Here is a 16,460-nt window from a genome sequence, read left to right on the forward strand (position 1 = left end):
TTCTCGGGGGGCGTCCGAGGAGTGAGAGCGGGGTCCTCTCGCGCGGAGGTGTCTGCTTCAATGGGGCCATGGCCAGCCTCAGGAACAGCCGCGCGACGGGTCGCCATGACCTGGAGCCCTTCTGGCCGTCCCGTCAGCACCACGACTTCGACCGGGTGTGTTGCCGCGCGATGAACGCGCCGGCCCTCTAAAGCCGTACACCCCGGCCTTCGGTCGGCGCGAGACGACGTACGTCCCTCGATGCGGCCGACCACGAACTCGGTCGCCGAGGTCTCCCGGACGAACCTCTCGCGCGAAAGAGCTGACCTCTCATGGCGAACACCCGTTCTCTCTCGACCGCCGCCACCGCCCTGACCGCCGCCCCGGGTCCCGCCGCGGCGGGCGCTCCGCCCGTCACCGATTCGCCCCGTCACCGGCTGCGTGCCGTGGGCCGGGACGAGGTGGCCGACGTCGTGGACCTCCTGCCGCCGGGGACCACTTGGCTGCCCGCGCCGCAGCACGCCCTGCCCACGCTTCCGGGCCGGCCGCCGATGGTCGGCTACCTGGTCCTCGTGCCGGCCGACCGGCAGCCGCCCGTGCAGCCGTTCGCCCTCGCCGAGGCGGGGCCGGCCGACGGGGAGGGGGACGGGCACGAAGGGGTCCGCGTCGACACCGCGCAGCGCACCGCCCACGTGAACGGGCGGCCGCTCGACCTGACCTATCTGGAGTTCGAGCTGCTCGCGCACCTCGTCGCGCATCCCCACCGGGTCCACACCCGCGACCAGTTGGTCACCACGGTATGGGGCTACGGGCACGTGGGCGACGGACGGACCGTCGACGTCCACATCGCCCGGCTGCGCCGGAAACTGGGGGCCGAGTACCGCCAGGCGATCCAGACGGTACGCCGCGTCGGCTACAAGTACGCGCCCCAGCAGTCCCGTTGACGGCGACTCGCCCAGGCCCGTCGACGGAAACCGGCGACGGGCGGCAGACGGGCGGGCGGGCTCGCAGACGGACAGGCAGGCAGGCGGATCTTCTGAGAGCAGAGCGCCGTTCCGTGGCGGGCGCCCGGCGGGCAGAGTCGGCGGTATGAGACTTCTGATGCTGGGTGGTACGGAGTTCGTGGGTCGCGCCGTCGTGGAGTCGGCGCTGGCCCGCGGCTGGGAGGTGACCGTCTTCCACCGGGGACGGCACGAGCCCCCCGCCGGGGTGCGGTCGTTGCTGGGCGACCGCACCGCTGCGGACGGGCTCGCGGCGCTCGTCGACGCCTCGGCCGCCGTCGCCGCCTCCGGCGAGGGCGGATGGGACGCCGTCGTCGACACCTGGTCGGCGGCGCCGCGAGCGGTCCGGGACACGGCCCGCCTGCTGGCCGGTACGACCGGACGGTACGTGTACGTGTCGAGTTGCTCGGTGTACGCGTGGCCACCGGCCCCCGGTTCCGACGAGAGCGCGCCCCTGGTGCGGGGCGCGGCGGCGGACGCCGGGCCGACGGACTACGCCCGCGACAAGCGGGGCGGCGAGCTGGCCGCCGTCGAGGCGTTCGGCGCGGACCGGTCGCTGCTGGTCCGCGCCGGGCTGATCCTCGGGCCGTACGAGAACATCGGGCGCCTGCCGTGGTGGCTGGGCCGGATCGCCCGCGGCGGACCGGTGCTGGCGCCCGGCCCGCGTGACCTCCCCCTCCAGTACATCGACGTCCGTGATCTCGCGGGCTGGGTCCTCGACGCCGTGGAACGCGGGGCGTGCGGGGCGTACGACGTGGTCGGGCCGCCGGGGACGACGACGATGGGGGAACTCCTCGACGCGTGTGTGCGGGTGACGGGCGGGCCCGCGGAGCTGCGGTGGACCCCGGCGGAGACGGTGCTCGGGGCGGGGATCGAGCCGTGGACGCAGCTTCCCGTGTGGGCGCCGGAGGGCAGCGACCTCCACGGGGCGCTGCACGGGAGGGACGTCTCCCGTGCCGTCCGGGAGGGGCTGCGGTGCCGGGGTGTCGAGGAGACCGTGCGGGACACCTGGGAGTGGCTGCTGAGCCTCGGCGGGGTCGCGCCGCAGCGGCCCGACCGGCCCGCGGTGGGTCTCGACCCGAAGGTGGAGGCCGAGGTGCTGGGCGGGTAGGGGGTGTGCGGAGGGCGGCCGGGGAGCCGGCCGCCGGTTCCGCCCTCCCGCACCCGCCGTGCCTGCGCGCAGGCGTCCCCCGTGCCCCACACGCCGTGAGCGTGTGGCAACTGGCAGTCGCGCGGCGGGTGTTGAAACCCGTTCTCCACACGAATCTCTCATCAATTTGTGAGTCCGCTGAACACTCCTGGGACTCGCCGCGTATGTGAGGGAGCCGCTTCACTCCTGTCGGGCGCCTCGATGCCCCGCAAGGAAGTCAGAGGAGTTCCATGGGACGCAACACACGGAAACGACGTTCGCCGCTGGCCGTCCGGGCCATTGCCGCATCCGCGGCGCTCGCGGTAGCGGGCGGCGGTCTGGTCTGGGCGAACTTCTACGCCTCAGCAGGCGAGTCGAAGTCCAAGCCGAACGCCACGCTGGCCGCTGCCCAGGTGGCGACCATCGCCTGCCCGGATGTCGGCCAGAAGCTGACCAGCGTTCCCCGCCAGGCGCGCGCGGGAGTCGCCAAGGAGCTGGCGCTGCTGGACCGGCAGATCACCGAGGCCTACAAGCGTCTGGCGGAGACCCGTCAGGCCCAGTCCCGGGACGCCAACTTCGTCAACAACGCCATCCTCGGCCCGCTGAAGTCCAAGCGGTCGGCCACCATCGACCGGATCGGCATCAACATCCGGCGCGTGGGCGGTCAGGTCCCGCAGGGCATGGCGCAGCTCGCTGCCTGCCAGAGCAAGACCGACCAGGCCCAGACCAACGCCGGTGGCGGCCAGAACCAGGGCGGTCAGCAGGGCGGTCAGAACCAGGGCGGTCAGAACCAGGGCGGTCAGCAGGGCGGCCAGAACCAGGGTGGCCAGAACCAGGGCGGCCAGCAGGGCGGCCAGCAGGGCAACAACGGCCAGAACCAGGGCCAGGGCGGCAACGGCCCGGTGGCCGGGGACTTCATCAACATCAACCAGGTCCAGCCCAACGGTGGCCCGAAGGGCGTGAACGGCAACGGTCTCGCCGCGAACGGCAACGGCGGCTCGCGTGGCTCCTTCACCACGAACTGCGGAACCAACAAGAACGAGCTCCGCAACTCGGACAACGTGATCGTGGCCCCCGGCGTCAGCAACGGTGCCCAGCACCAGCACGACTACGTCGGCAACCAGAGCAACAACGCCTTCGCGAGCGACCAGCAGCTGGCCAACGCGGCGACGTCCTGCCAGAACCAGGGCGACAAGTCGTCGTACTTCTGGCCGGTCATCCGTATCCAGGACGGTACGCAGGACATCGACCAGGGCAAGCCCGGTGGTGGCCAGGACAAGAACGTCGGCAAGATCGTCGAGCCGAACCAGGTCCAGCTGAAGTTCGTCGGCAACAAGCGCGGCCCCGTCGTCGCGATGCCGCAGGCCCTGCGCATCATCACCGGTGACGCGAAGGCCTTCGTGAACGGCCTGGGCAACGCCAACACCAACTGGAGCTGCACGGGCTTCGAGAACCGTGTGGTGACGGACAAGTACCCGATCTGCCCGCAGGGCAGCTCCGTGGTGCGCACGTCCTTCTTCCAGAGCTGCTGGGACGGCAAGAACATCGACAGCGCCAACCACCGCACCCACGTGAGCTTCGTCAAGGGTGACGGCAGCTGCGCCAACGGCTTCAAGGCCATCCCCCAGCTCCAGGTCCGCCTGGTCTACAACGTCCCGGCCCCGCAGATCCAGAACGGACAGGTGAAGAACGCGTACGCGGTCGACTCCTTCCCGGAGAACCTGCACAAGCCGATCACCGACCACAACGACTTCATCAACTTCTTCAACCAGAACACGATGAACAAGATGGTCAACTGCATCAACAACGGCCAGAACTGCAAGTAGCGGTAGCAGTACCGAAGCGGTCCTGAACGACCGGAGCCGGCGGTGGGAGTTCCCACCGCCGGCTTCCGGCTTTCCGTGTGTGTGCCGGGCCCGCGTGGCCGGGCCCGGCGGGAGCGGTACCCGGGCTATCCGCTGTGGCCGCCGCCGTGGGTGCCGCTGTCGTTGTGGCTGCCGCCGGGGTTCATGTGCTCCGAGCCTTCCTGCACATCGCCGCCGAGGGTGCCCTGGAGCCCCGCGACCGTCTTCTTCTCGCCGACGGCGACCCACTTGCGGCCGACGAGGTAGTAGCCGCCGTAGTCCTTGGCACCGGCGAGCCACTCCGCCTGGCCCCGGTCGGTGGCGAAGGTCGCGAGGACGAACTTGCCGTCGAACTCGCCGTCCTTGTTGGTGCACAGGGCCTGGCGGATGGTGTCGGCGTCGGTCTGCATGTCCGGCTTGCAGCCCACCTCGCCCGCGATGTGCTCCAAGGTCCCGGTGGCGGTCCTGGGAACCGCCGCGGCCTCGTCGTCGCCCGAGCCGCAGCCGGTCAGCGCCAGCAGGGCCACGACCGCGCCGATCGCACCCCCCGCCGGCCTCAGCCTCTTCCTCGTCACACTCATTCGTACGTACCTCCGGGTCCGTTCCGGCGACGTGAACGCGCCGGCTCCGTGCGCACCGTTGTTCACGGACGGTCGCCCCGTCAGCGTGCCGCCACTGTCGACGCAGGGGGCACGCGGACATGAGCAGTCCGTCGCGACGCACGGTGCCGGGCTCGGCCGGTGCCATCGGCCTCGGAGCCTTCCTGGAAGGGTCGGCCCCGGCCCACGCCGCGGAGAGCCCCGGCGGGGGCCCCGTCTTCGATACGGCTCCCGCGCGCTCGGCGCTCAATCGGCCGCTGCCCGGTCATGCCGGGCAGTTCCGGCTCAGTCTCCTCGACCGCGACGGCACCGTCGACCGGTTCCGGGTCACCGGCGCCACCGGACGCGTCCGGGTACGGGCCACCACACCGGCCGCCCTGCTCGTGGGCGTGCACGGGTACCTCACGTACGTGTGCGGGGCCCACCTCGCCCGGAACGCCGGCCCACGGCACCGGCCCGCACCCGCCCGGCCCCCGAAAGAGGCCGACCGAGAACTCCCCGGTACGCCCCCGCCCCCGTCCCCAGCCGCAGCTACCGGGCGCTCCGGCCCCACCCCGGTGGAGCGGCAAGGTGACCATCTCACCATTCGCTCGTTCTGCTGAACGTGCAGTCACAGGATGTCGCCCCGCGCCCCGCAGGTTCCCGCGACCGAGAGTCGGTGGTGGATGTCGACCAGGCGGAGGCCGCCCTCGTCGAGCACTACCCGCGCCTGGTACGGCTCGCCTTTCTCACGCTGCCATCGGACCTGGGCCGCAACCGGCGGGTGCTGACGGCGCACTCGCTGACCCAGCGGGCCCTGCCGAGGGGCCGCCGCTCGACCTCGCTGATCCCGGCGCAGGCGACGGGGCGGGACCGTGATCCGGGGTACGCCTACGTCCGCCTCCAGGTCGTCCGCCTCGCGCTGGAGGCGGGGCTGCCGCCGCTGCGCGGATTCTCCTGGCCCAGGCGGTCCCAGCTGCCACCGCTGCTGCCCCGGGTGTGGGGGCTGCGGCTGTTCCCCCGGCCGGGCGGCGCCGATGAACTCGCGCTGGACCAGGAGCTGTCGGCCCTGTCGGCCGCGGCCCGTGCCGCGTACGTGCTGCGAGGGCTGGAGCGGCTGCCCGACCCGGCGGTCCGGGCCCTGCTGGAGCAGGCGGACGTCGAGGACCCGGCGGCCGCGCTGGCGGAGGCCGCCTCCGTACCGGCCGAGCGGTACGACCTGCTGGCCTCTCCCGAGTTCGACCCCTGCTCGCTGCACGCCCGGCCGACCGATCTCGTGCGGCGCCGTCACCATGTGCGGGCCGCGCTGGCCGCGACCGGCGCGGTGGTGGTGTGCGGGGCGCTGCTGGGTCTGCCGGGAGACGCGTGGGGCCCGGACGGCGCGGCGGCTCCCCCGTACGCGCTGAACCCCGCCGCGCAGGCCGCCCTCGATCCGGGCCGGTTGACGAAGGTGGCGGCCACCGCCTGGGAGGCGACGGGCCGCACGGACTTCTCCACCTGGCCGGCGCGCGGTGACCTCACCGGCGACAAGGCGCTGCTGCGGCGCGCGCTCGCCGTCTGGGCCCGCCCCGGCGAGTCCGTGCAGACCTCGGTGACCCCCGGCACCCAGGCGGGCCCGCCGCCCGGTCCGCCGCAGCTGCTGTACGCGGGCGAGGTCGACACCCTGCGGGTGGTGCTCCTGTACGACGGCCTGCGCGTCGCCCGCTACGCCGAGCCGCTCGACAACCCCGGCGTCGCCGCCCTCGACCTCTCCCGTGTCGACGGGGCGACCGGGGGCGGGGCCGCCGCGCTGCTCCTGGGCCGGGCCGACGGCAACGTCCGCTATCTGACGGCGCCCTGGGTGCGGAAGGCCGCCGTACGGGACCTGGCGCGGCCCTCGCGGGCGGTGGCACCGCTCGCGCTGTCGAAGGACGGGGTGACGGGGCCGTTCGCCAGCCCGGCACTGCGGACCGGCAGGTGCCGGTCCTGGGACGTGCTGCAGCTGACCGAGGCGTCGGGGCGGACCCGGCTGCTGACCGACCTGTCCGAGGTGGTCCCCGCGCACCTCACCGTGGGACGCCCCTCGTCGGCCCCGGCCCGGGAGGCCGCGCGGGCGCCGCAGGCGTGGGCGCCCTTCGCCTGTTCCCTGGCCGCCGCACGGTCGCAGGGCGTGCGGGCCGTGAACGCCTGGCAGTTCGCCCGGCAGCCGTTGCCCGACGGCAGCGGCACCGCCGACTGGGTCTGCACCCGCGCCGAGACCTGGCGGGGTGCGGGCACCCGGGTGCTGGCCCAGTTCGACACCCCTGGCGGCGCCTTCGTCACAGCGGCCGTCGACGAGGTCCCCGCGTGCGGCCCCGCCGACCCCCATGTCCTCGCCGCCGCCCCGTGGAAGTCCGCGGCGGGTGAGTCGTACCTCCTCGCCGCCGGCGCGAAGGACACCGTCTCCGTCCAGGTCGGCGGCGGGGTGACCGGCTCGGCGCCGGGAAACGTGCTCGCCGTACCGGCCGAGGACGGCTTCCGGGCGGAGCTGCGGGGCACGCTGGCCAACGGGCGGACGATCAGCGGTCTTCCGTCGGCCGCCCCGTGAACGGGCCCGCACGGGACGGGTGATCAGCGCGCGCGTCGGTCGTCCCCTCCGAATCCCCCGAACCCTCCGCCCCCCGAACCCCCGAACACCCTGGGTCCCCGGGATCCCTCGGATCCGGCCGCTCGAAGGCCGGAATGAATCGGTAAGGTGTTCGTATGAGAACCGGTGGGCGCCGCAGGATGGGTGTGGAGGAGCGGCGGCAGCAGTTGATCGGCGTCGCTCTCGACCTCTTCAGCCGGCGCTCGCCCGAAGAGGTCTCCATCGACGAGATAGCGACGGCGGCCGGTATCTCGCGGCCGCTCGTCTACCACTACTTCCCCGGCAAACTCAGCCTGTACGAGGCCGCGTTGAAGCGGGCCTCGGAGGATCTCGCGAACCGTTTCGTGGAGCCCCGCGAGGGCCCGCTCGGACGTCGCCTGCTGCGGGTGATGCGCCGCTTCTTCGACTTCGTCGACGAGCACGGACCCGGTTTCTCCGCCCTGATGCGCGGCGGCCCGTCCTTCGGCTCCTCCCGGACGAACGCCCTGATCGACGGCGTTCGCCAGGCCGCCTACGTGCAGATCCTGTCGCATCTCGACATCAAGGACCCGCCCGCGCGCCTCGAACTGCTCATCCGTTCGTGGATATCCCTGGCCGAGTCCACCGCCCTGATCTGGCTGGACGGCCGTGAGATCCCCCGGCACGAGCTGGAGATCCAGCTCGTGCACGACTTCGCCGCGCTCATGGCGGTGAGCGCGGCGTCGGACGACGACATGGCGGCGATATTGCGCCAGGTGATCGCGAACGAGCCGGAGGACGGCCCCTTCGGTGATCTGATGGGGCGCCTGGTGACCCTGGCGCAGCCGTAGGAGGGCGCGCGGGCCCGTCGGCTGGGGAGTGTTCCGAAAGGAGCGGCGTCTGCCCGCAGGGCAGACGGTACTTTCGAAATCCGCCCTAGACCTCGTACTTGCGGTAGGAGGGGTCGAGGTCGCGTACCTCGGCCGACGCGTGGAAGGCCAGGCCCTCGGCCACCTTCACGTGCGCGCGGAGCAGGTCCAGCACGTTCTCCGTCAGCGTCGCCTTCGTCTCGTCGGTCCGGCCGGCGAGCAGGCCCAGCGTGACGTGCACGACGCCGTGCCCCTCGGTGTCGGGTCCGACCGTCGTGTCCTCGGTCCGCCGGAACTGCGTCTTGCAGGCCTCCGGCTTGGCCGCGGCGGTCCGTACGACCTCCTCGTGCAGGGCCTTCGCGAACGCGGCCCGGTCGAAACCGTCGGAGAGTACGGCGGAGTAGTCCACGGTGATCTGCGGCATCGATGCGCTCCTCGGCAAGGTGTTCCCACGGCTGGGAAGATCAGCTCACCCTAGCCGGAGGCGGAGCGCCGGCAACGCGATGTCGTCATCGCGGTCCCGTCCGAAGCAGTGCAGCTCCGAAGCAGTGCCGCTCGGAAGCAGTGCAGCAGGGTGTGGCTCTGGGCGACCGTGCCGAGCGGGAGGTCCGCCGAGATCGGCGAGGGCCTCGCCGGCGTCGGCGACGGGGACGGCGCTGGGTCCGGCTCCGCGCGGCACCGCCCCCATGGCGCAACGGCCGGCGGCCGTGTCGTCCACCGCCGGAACGGTGGTGCGTCCTTCGTCGGCCGTGAGACTCATACGGCTGCTCGTCCCCGAGGTTCGGGTGGTGCAGGCCTTCCGCCCGCACCACCCGAGCCGGCGTCCTACCGGTTGGAGCGTGCGAATACCGCCACGGTCCGGCCCGGAACGGCGAACGTGCCGGATTCCGCCTCGTACGACGCGGACCTGACGGTGGGGTCCGCGCCCTCCGCCTGCACCCGGTGCAGGGCGTAGGCCGTACCGGCGAGGTCCGTCACCGTCTGCTTCGTCTTCTCGGGGGTGGCGTTGAAGACGACGACGAGGTCGCCGAGCTCCATGGTGATCACGCCGGGGGTCTCGTCCTCGCCCGACAACGGGAAGGAGAGCTTCGACTGGACCTGTGCGGTGGTGTCGAGGGAGAAGGCGTCCTCCGTCGAGCGGATCCGCAGCAGGTCCCGGTACGCGGCCGAGGTGCCCTCGATCTGGTCGCAGCCGACGGCGACCGAGGTCAGCAGGGGCTTGGCGTACGGCCACTTGGCCTTGTTGTCGGTGGCCGGGGGCAGGCCGCGGCCGAAGCCGTTGCCGTCGCGGCAGTCCCAGTGGATCGCGTTGAACCAGTCGCCGCTGTCGTAGGAGTTGCGGTCGAGGGACTTGGAGCGCAGCAGGTCGGTGCCCGCCTGGGAGAGGGCGGGGCCCTGGGAGAGGGCGGCCGTCGCCATGGCGAGGACCTGCATGCGCGACCGGTCGGCGGCGCTCGTCGACTTCGGCAGCTTGAAGGCCAGCGCGTCGAACAGGGACTCGTTGTCGTGGGCGTCGACGTAGGCGAGGGCATCGCCGGGCGCGTCCGCGTAGCCGGCGGGGCTGCCGTTGTAGTCGACCTCGGAGCCCTTGACCTCCTTGCCGCTGGTGTCGGTGAACCGGTAGTCCGCGAGGTTGCCGCTCAGGCCGACCTTGACGAGGTCCTGGTAGTGCAGCAGCCGGGACTTCTGCTCGGCCGGGGTGCCGTTGCTCCCGGAGGAGTTGGGCTCGGTGTAGAGGCCGGAGGCGAAGCCCTGCACACCGGGGTCCTCGTCGAAGGGGCCGCCGCCGCGGACCGCGTCACGGGCGCGGTCGGAGAAGGTGGCGATGCCGGTGCCGGCCATGTTCTTCTGGGTGGCCTGCGTGAAGCGGGCGTCGTCGGCGACCTCGCCGAAGTTCCAGCCCTCCCCGTACAGGATGATCTTCTTGCCGTCGACGCCGTCCTTGGCGGGGGTCAGGGCGTCGAGGGCCTTGCGGACGGCGAGGATGTTGGCCTTGGGGTGGTGGCCCATGAGGTCGAAGCGGAAGCCGTCGACCTTGTACTCCTTGGCCCAGGTGACGACCGAGTCGACGACGAGCTTGCCCATCATCGTGTTCTCGGGCGCGGTGTTGGCGCAGCACGTGCTGGTCGCGACCGAGCCGTCGGCGAGGAGCCGCTGGTAGTAGCCGGGGACGACCTTGTCGAGGACGCTGGTCTTCGCCTGGCCGCTCGCGGTGGTGTGGTTGTAGACCACGTCCATGACGACCCGCAGCCCGTCGTCGTTGAGCGACTTCACCATCTTGCGGAACTCGACCGTGCGCCGCGTGCCGTTGGGGTCGGTCGCGTACGAGCCCTCGGGGACGGTGTAGTGGTACGGGTCGTAGCCCCAGTTGAAGGCGTCCTTCGCGGCGGTCTTCGCGACGCACTCCTGCTGCTGCTCGGAGTCGGCGGCGTAGGAGGCGAGGTCGCAGTCGGGGGTCGCCCGGTCGGCCTTCCTCTCGGGGATGGTGGCGATGTCGAAGGCGGGCAGCAGGTGCACGTGGGAGGTGCCGGCCTTCGCCAGCCGCCGCAGGTGCCTGGAGCCGTCGCTGTCCTTGTCGGTGAAGGCGAGGTAGGTGCCCTGGTCCGTGGCGGGGACCGTCCGGTCGGCGATCGAGAAGTCGCGGATGTGCAGCTCCTGGATCTGTGCGTCCTTCAGCGGCACCGCCTTCGGCTTGGCGTACGAGGTCCACCCGCGCGGGGCGAGGGAGCGGTCGGCGAGGTCGACGACGAGGCTGCGCTCGGAGTCGGTGGTGAGGGCGACGGAGTACGGGTCGGTGACCTTGTTGGTGACGACCTTGCCGGCGCTGGGCGCCCACACCTTGACGGTGTACCGGTAGGGCTTGCCCTTCCAGGACTTCGGGCCGGTAACGGACCAGACGCCGGTGGCGCCGTTCCGCTTCATGGCCACGGTCCTGCCGCCGAGGTCGAGGGAGACCTGCTGGGCGGTGGGCGCCCAGACGGCGAGGGTGGGGCGGCCCTTGCGGAAGGTCGGGCCGAGGTCGGCGCCGGAGCCGTCGTAGAGGTCGTCGAGGACCCCGGCGATCTGTACGCCGGTCGCCGCGAGAACGGCCCCGTTGGCGGCCCGCTGGGAGGCGACGAGCTGGCCGCGCAGGGCCCCGCGGACCCGGTCGCGGTCACGGGGGTCGACGGTCCAGGCGGTGTACGCCTTCAGGTGCGGGAACTTCGCCTTCTGGGCGTCGGTGAGGGACGCCTTGGTCAGGCGCAGCCGGCGCTCGTCGGTGCTGGTGAGCGTGCCGTCCTTCACCTTGATCGAGCCGGTGCGGGAGGACAGCAGCTGGGTGGAGGCGGCGGCGTCGTTGCCGTTCCAGGCGAGGGTGTTCCGGTCGATCCAGACCGCCTTGGAGGTGGTCAGGTCGAGGGCGGCGGCGGACCGGGCGGGCTGCGGGAGGAGGTACTTCTCCTGGCCGCTGAGCAGCCACACCTCGTGGCCGTTGGCCTTGAGGTCGAGGGCCTGGTCGGCGGGGAGGTCCTTCTCGTCGCCCTTGTGGAGGATGTAGCTGAGGCTGGTGGCGCCCTCGGCGAGGGGCACCTCGTAGACAGCGCCGTAGGCGTCGGTCCGCACCGGCTCCAGGGGCTTGGACCAGTCGGTGGGGTTGGCGGCGCCGGCCCAGACGTGCAGGCCCCAGCCGTCGTACTTGCCGTCGGCGCGGTGGTAGTGCAGGACGGCCTTGGACGTGTCCTGCTCGGGGTACTCGGCCGTCGGCTTCTCCGTGCGGACGGCCTCCTTGCCCTGCTCGACCCAGATCTCACCGGTCTTGGTGACGTCGATGGAGCGGTCGGCGGAGACGTCCTTGGTGCCGTCCTTGTCGATGACGAGGTAGCTGACGCCGGAGGCGCCGGGCTTCAGCTTGACGTAGGCGAAGGCGCCGTAGGCGTCCCGTCCGACGAAGTCGTGTCCCTCGGGCCAGGTCGTGGCCTCGCCGTCGGCGATGTCGCCCCAGGCGTACAGCCGCCAGTCGGTGTAGTCGCCGTCGGCGCGCTTGTAGTGGACGATCGCGTAGTCGCGGGAGGAGGCGGTGGGGATCTCGGGGGCGGGCGGGGTGCCGGTGGTGGAGGTCGCCGTGGCGCTCGCGGTGCGGCCGGCCGAGTCGATCACGACGGCCTTGTAGCGCAGGGCGGTTCCGGCGGGGACGTCCTTGCCGATGGTGTGGGTGACCTTGTAGGGGGCGTGGTCGGCGGAGCCGAGCGTCTTCCACTTGCCGTTGCCGGTCTGGGCGGCGAAAACCACGCGGTTGAGCTGTCCGCCGTCGACGTCGGCGCCGATCTCGACGGTGCCGGTGGCGCCGGCGGCCGGGGCCTTGAGGGTGAGGGACGGCTTGGCGGCGGGCTTGCCGAGCTTGCCCGCGGCCTTGAGGACGACGGAGGAGCCGGCCGGGACGGTGACGGTGACCTTGCGGTCGGCGTCGCTCGTGACGTGGTCCTTCGTCCCGTAGATGCCCTTGAAGGTCATGTGCGCCGAACCGGTCGCGAAGGTGGCCGACCTGGCGTCGTCCGCGTTGTTGAAGGCGACGACGTACTCGACGCCGGTGCGGGCGTCGGTGCGGGAGAAGGCGTAGACGCCGGCGCCGTCGTCGGCGTGGCGCTCGGTCTGGACGCCGTCGGCGAGCGCCGGGTTGGCCTTGCGGAGCCCCGCCAGCGCGCTGATCTGCCGGTAGAGCGGCGCCTTCGTGTCGTAGGCGTCCTTGGCGTGGGTGCGGTCGGTGCCGAGCTGGTCGTCGTCCAGGTAGTCGGCGACCTTGGAGGCGAACAGGGTCTGGCGGGCGTCCTTGTCGCCGCCCGCGCCGGTGAAGCCCTGCTCGTCGCCGTAGTAGACGACCGGGTTGCCGCGGCTGAGGAACATCAGCTCGTTGGCGAGCCGGTCCTTGGCGAGCAGTTCGGCGTCGTCGGCCTTCGGGTTGTCCTGCTTGAGGAAGGTCCCGATGCGGCCCATGTCGTGGTTGCCGAGGAAGGTGACCTGCTCGTACGCGTTGGCCTTGTCGGTCGTGTACTTGTAGTCGTCACCGAAGACGGCGGCGAGCTTCTTGGCGCTGCCGCCCTGGGAGGCGTACGACCGGGCCGCGTCCTGGAAGGGGAAGTCGAGGGTGGAGTCGAGGCGGCCCTGGGTAACGTACGGGGAGGTCACGGAGGTGTCGGCGGAGTAGACCTCGCCGAACATGAAGAAGTCGTCCCGGCCCTTCTTCGCCGCGTACGCGTCGAGGGCGGTCGCCCACTGGGTCCAGAACTCGGTGTTGACGTGCTTCACGGTGTCGATGCGGAAGCCGTCGATCTTGAAGTCCCTGACCCACTTCTCGTAGATCTTCTCCATGCCCTCGACGACCTCGGGACGCTCGGTCCACAGGTCGTCGAGCCCGACGAAGTCGCCGTAGGTGGCGGACTCGCCGGCCCAGGTGGAGTCGCCCCGGTTGTGGTACATCGTCGGGTCGTTGAGCCAGGCCGGGACCTTGAGGTTCTTCTTCGCGGCCGGGACGACGGGCGTCCGGGGGAAGGAGTCCCGGTCGACCTTCGGGAACGCCTTGGCCCCGTCGGCGTAGTCGGCGTCGTCGAAGGGCTTACCGTCCTTGGTGAGGTAGGGGAAGGCGCCCTTGGAGAGGTAGTCGTAGGACTTCTCCTGGTAGTCGACGACGTCGGCCGTGTGGTTGGTGATGACGTCGAAGAAGACCTTCATGCCCTGGGCGTGGGCCTTGGAGATGAGGGTCTGAAGGTCCTTGTTGGTGCCGAAGTGCGGGTCGACCTTGGTGAAGTCGGTGATCCAGTAGCCGTGGTAGCCGGCGGAGGCGTTCTCCCCGGTGCCCTGGACGGGCTGGTTCTTGAAGATCGGGGCCAGCCAGATGGCGGTGGTGCCGAGGCCCTTGATGTAGTCGAGCCGCTGGGTGATGCCCTTGAGGTCGCCGCCCTGGTAGAAGCCCTTGTCGGTGGGGTCGTACCCGGTGGCGAGGCGGGTGCCGGTCAGTCCGCCCTTGTCGTTCGCCCGGTCCCCATTGGCGAACCGGTCCGGCAGGACGAAGTAGAACTGCTCCCGGGTCAGGTCGTGGCGGGCGGGCTCGGCGGCCAGCTTCGCGTCGGACGGGGGCGGCGGCGGTGTGGCCGCCCCCGCCGCGAGCGGCTGGACGAACGCTGCGGTCAGCGCGGTCACGGTGACCGCGCTGACCACGGCGGCCCGTTCGGCACGGGCGGTACGGCGCCTCGACGGCGCCGGCCATCTCGGTATCACAGAGGGACTCCTTGCGATGACGGCTCGGGGGGCGTTGTGAAGGTCCCGCACAACTCCCGCTGGTGGGTCCGACCCCGCGCGACCGTATCGCCGCCGAAAGGTTTTCAGCAAGAGTCTTGAAAGCGCCAGTAAGTGCTTTCAGTTCGGCACAAGAGGATCAACAGCTGGACTTACCGGCATAGATCGCCAGTGCCGTGTTCGAGCCGAGGGTGGCGGTGAACTGGCCGGAGCCGTTCACGGACACCGTCGTGTTGTTCTGGACGTTGCAGTACGTACCGGCCGGGAGCGAGGTCTGGTACGTCCGGGTCAGGCTGCCCGACTCGTGGTTGATGGCCACGAAGCCCTTGCTGCCGCGCCCGAAGGCGATCGCGTCGTTCCCGTTGTCCCACCAGTTGGTGACGGACTCACCGCGCGTGGCGTTGCGGAAGGGCACCATGCGCATGATCTCCGGCCAGGCGTGCTGACACTTCCAGCCGTCCTGCCAGCAGGCGTTGACGGTGCCGCCGTTGGGCGGCCCGGCGTCCGTGGAGGAGAACTCGTAGCCGGAGTTGATGTCCGGGGCGCCGTACGGGTACGCCAGCATGAAGACGTTGGCGAGGGTGTAGGTGGCGTTGTCCTTGTAGCTGAGCGTGGAGCCGTTGCGCTCGGTGTCGTGGTTGTCGACGAAGACTCCGGCGACGGAGCTGTTCATGTAGCCCCAGCCCTCGCCGTAGTTCTTGAGGTAGGCGAGGTTCTCGTTGTTGAAGACCCGCTTCAGGTCGAACGCGTAGCGGAACTCCTGGACGTCGCCGTTGCCCGTGTACTCGGTGGGCTGGACGGCCTCGCCGGCGCCGTAGATGGCCTCCTGCTTCCAGTAGACGGACGGGTTGGTCAGCCGCGACTTGATGTTGGCGAGGTCGCCGGCCGGGATGTGCTTGGCCGCGTCGATGCGGAAGCCGTCGACGCCGTACCCGAGCAGGGTGTTCATGTACCCGGCGATGGCGGAGCGGACGTAGTCCTCGCCGGTGTCCAGGTCGGCGAGGCCCACCAGTTCGCAGTTCTGGACGTTGCCCCGGTCCTGGTAGTTGGTGATCTGCGCGGTGCAGTTGTCGAAGTCGAACGAGGAGTACAGACCGGGGTAGGTGTACTTGCTGTACGACGAGCCGCCGGTGCCGGTGCCGCTGCCCGCCGACATGTGGTTGATCACCGTGTCGACGACGACCTTCACCCCGGCGGCGTGACACGTGTCGATCATGTTCTTGAACGCGGTGGCGTCACCGAGACGGCCCGCGATCCGGTAGCTCACGGGCTGGTACGACGTCCACCACTGCGAGCCCTGTATGTGCTCGGCGGGCGGCGAGACCTGCACGTATCCGTAGCCGTTGGGGCCGAGGGTGGTGGTGCACTCCTTCGCCACCGAGGCGAACTTCCACTCGAACAGGACGGCGGTGACGTCCTTGGTGCCGGGCGGGGAGGCTTGGGCACTGCCGGTCGGGACGGCGAGCGCGAGGGACGCGCCCGCCGCGAGGGCGAGCACGCCGGAGAGGGTTCTGCTGGCCATGTGGGGTCCTTCTCCGTTGAAGGGGCCTGGGGAGCTCCGAAGGGGAGTTCGGAGCCAGGGGGCATGCAAGATCCGTTGCCGTTTCTTGCTGCAAGACGGCTGAAAACTTTCAACCGCCCAGAAGGTACGAGCCAGTTCGTAGAACGGTCAACCCTTCCGACACACGTTCTTCATCGCTCTGAAATGTGCTCACGGGTACGGGCGTTGAGGAACGGCGGAGCCCTCCGCGCGGCTACTCGGGGCGAACTGAGTAGGTGCGCCCTGTCGGGCGGTGCCGCGCGGCCGGGAGGCTGACGGCATGACTCGACGACAGAGCAAGCCCGCCGCACAGCTGTTGACCGTCCCGGTGTCGGCCGCGGCGTCATCGGCGATGTGGGCCGCGTGGCTGGGCTGGGACCAGCAGCGGGACGTGCACCCCGACGGTTCGACGACCGGACCGTACGCGGCGTGGCAGGTGATCGGGCTGGTGCTGACCCTGCTCGCGGCGGTGTACTGGGCGGCGTCGCACCGGTACTTCGTGGGCGCGGTGGCCGGGACCACGGCCGGGCTGACCGTCGCCTCGTTCTACGACTGGTCGGACGACGCGAGCGGCCTCTACGGCATCGGTGTGGGCCTGGTCATGCTGGGGAGCCTCGCGGCGACCGCGACGGTCTGCGCGGTGACGGCCGCCGCACGGGGAGACGGCGGCCGGGTCACGGGGTGACG

The 16,460-nt window shown here is 71.0% G+C and carries 11 protein-coding genes; 7 read left to right on the forward strand and 4 right to left on the reverse strand.

Annotated features, from left to right (window positions below; all coding sequences use genetic code 11):
* The first annotated feature begins 311 nt into the window (after nt 1-311).
* The 3 genes from GSY65_RS09765 (at nt 312) to GSY65_RS09775 (ending at nt 3,935) form a co-directional block, all read left to right on the forward strand.
* On the forward strand, nt 312-923 hold the full coding sequence (locus tag GSY65_RS09765; protein WP_159766952.1) for a winged helix-turn-helix domain-containing protein: 612 nt from the start codon (nt 312-314) through the stop codon (nt 921-923).
* Nucleotides 924-1,068: 145 nt separating this feature from the next.
* A complete protein-coding gene (locus GSY65_RS09770) occupies nt 1,069-2,091 on the forward strand; it encodes an NAD-dependent epimerase/dehydratase family protein (protein ID WP_236579723.1) in 1,023 nt (340 codons plus the stop codon).
* Between the two features lie 269 nt (nt 2,092-2,360).
* Nucleotides 2,361-3,935 (forward strand): DUF1996 domain-containing protein, encoded by a 1,575-nt coding sequence (locus tag GSY65_RS09775; protein ID WP_159766953.1) that lies wholly within the window; start codon nt 2,361-2,363, stop codon nt 3,933-3,935.
* Nucleotides 3,936-4,060: 125 nt separating this feature from the next.
* Here GSY65_RS09775 and GSY65_RS09780 read toward each other — a convergent pair whose 3' ends face one another.
* Entirely contained in the window at nt 4,061-4,534 is a 474-nt protein-coding gene (locus GSY65_RS09780) for a hypothetical protein (protein WP_201452496.1), read from the reverse strand.
* Between the two features lie 119 nt (nt 4,535-4,653).
* Here GSY65_RS09780 and GSY65_RS09785 point away from each other — a divergent pair, with 119 nt between their 5' ends.
* The 3 genes from GSY65_RS09785 to GSY65_RS09795 all read left to right on the forward strand — a co-directional run bounded on the left by GSY65_RS09785 (nt 4,654) and on the right by GSY65_RS09795 (nt 7,945).
* Nucleotides 4,654-5,154, forward strand: a complete 501-nt coding sequence (locus tag GSY65_RS09785) for an alpha-N-acetylglucosaminidase N-terminal domain-containing protein (protein WP_159766954.1) — start codon at nt 4,654-4,656, stop codon at nt 5,152-5,154.
* Between the two features lie 2 nt (nt 5,155-5,156).
* Complete coding sequence (locus GSY65_RS09790; RefSeq protein ID WP_159766955.1) at nt 5,157-7,097, forward strand: hypothetical protein; 1,941 nt, start codon at nt 5,157-5,159, stop codon at nt 7,095-7,097.
* Between the two features lie 155 nt (nt 7,098-7,252).
* Nucleotides 7,253-7,945 carry a TetR/AcrR family transcriptional regulator gene (locus GSY65_RS09795; protein ID WP_159766956.1) on the forward strand — a complete coding sequence of 231 codons (693 nt, stop codon included), beginning with the start codon at nt 7,253-7,255 and terminating at the stop codon, nt 7,943-7,945.
* A gap of 85 nt (nt 7,946-8,030) precedes the next feature.
* On the opposite strand, the gene GSY65_RS09800 is transcribed toward GSY65_RS09795, so the two are convergent.
* From GSY65_RS09800 to GSY65_RS09810, 3 genes are all read right to left on the reverse strand, one after another.
* Nucleotides 8,031-8,387 (reverse strand): 5-carboxymethyl-2-hydroxymuconate Delta-isomerase, encoded by a 357-nt coding sequence (locus GSY65_RS09800; protein ID WP_159766957.1) that lies wholly within the window; start codon nt 8,385-8,387, stop codon nt 8,031-8,033.
* A 401-nt stretch (nt 8,388-8,788) separates the two neighbouring features.
* Nucleotides 8,789-14,215, reverse strand: coding sequence for a pullulanase-type alpha-1,6-glucosidase (pulA, locus tag GSY65_RS09805; protein WP_159766958.1), 5,427 nt, complete (start codon nt 14,213-14,215; stop codon nt 8,789-8,791).
* A 157-nt stretch (nt 14,216-14,372) separates the two neighbouring features.
* The gene (locus GSY65_RS09810) at nt 14,373-15,755 is read right to left on the reverse strand and encodes an alpha-amylase (protein WP_159766959.1); all 1,383 of its coding nucleotides are present in this window, start codon (nt 15,753-15,755) and stop codon (nt 14,373-14,375) included.
* A gap of 298 nt (nt 15,756-16,053) precedes the next feature.
* On the opposite strand from GSY65_RS09810, the gene GSY65_RS09815 reads away from it, so the two are divergent.
* Entirely contained in the window at nt 16,054-16,458 is a 405-nt protein-coding gene (locus tag GSY65_RS09815; RefSeq protein WP_159766960.1) for a hypothetical protein, read from the forward strand.
* Nucleotides 16,459-16,460: the final 2 nt, after the last annotated feature.

It is taken from the genome of Streptomyces sp. HM190 (assembly GCF_009857135.1).
GTDB classification, from domain to species: Bacteria; Actinomycetota; Actinomycetes; order Streptomycetales; family Streptomycetaceae; genus Streptomyces; species Streptomyces heilongjiangensis.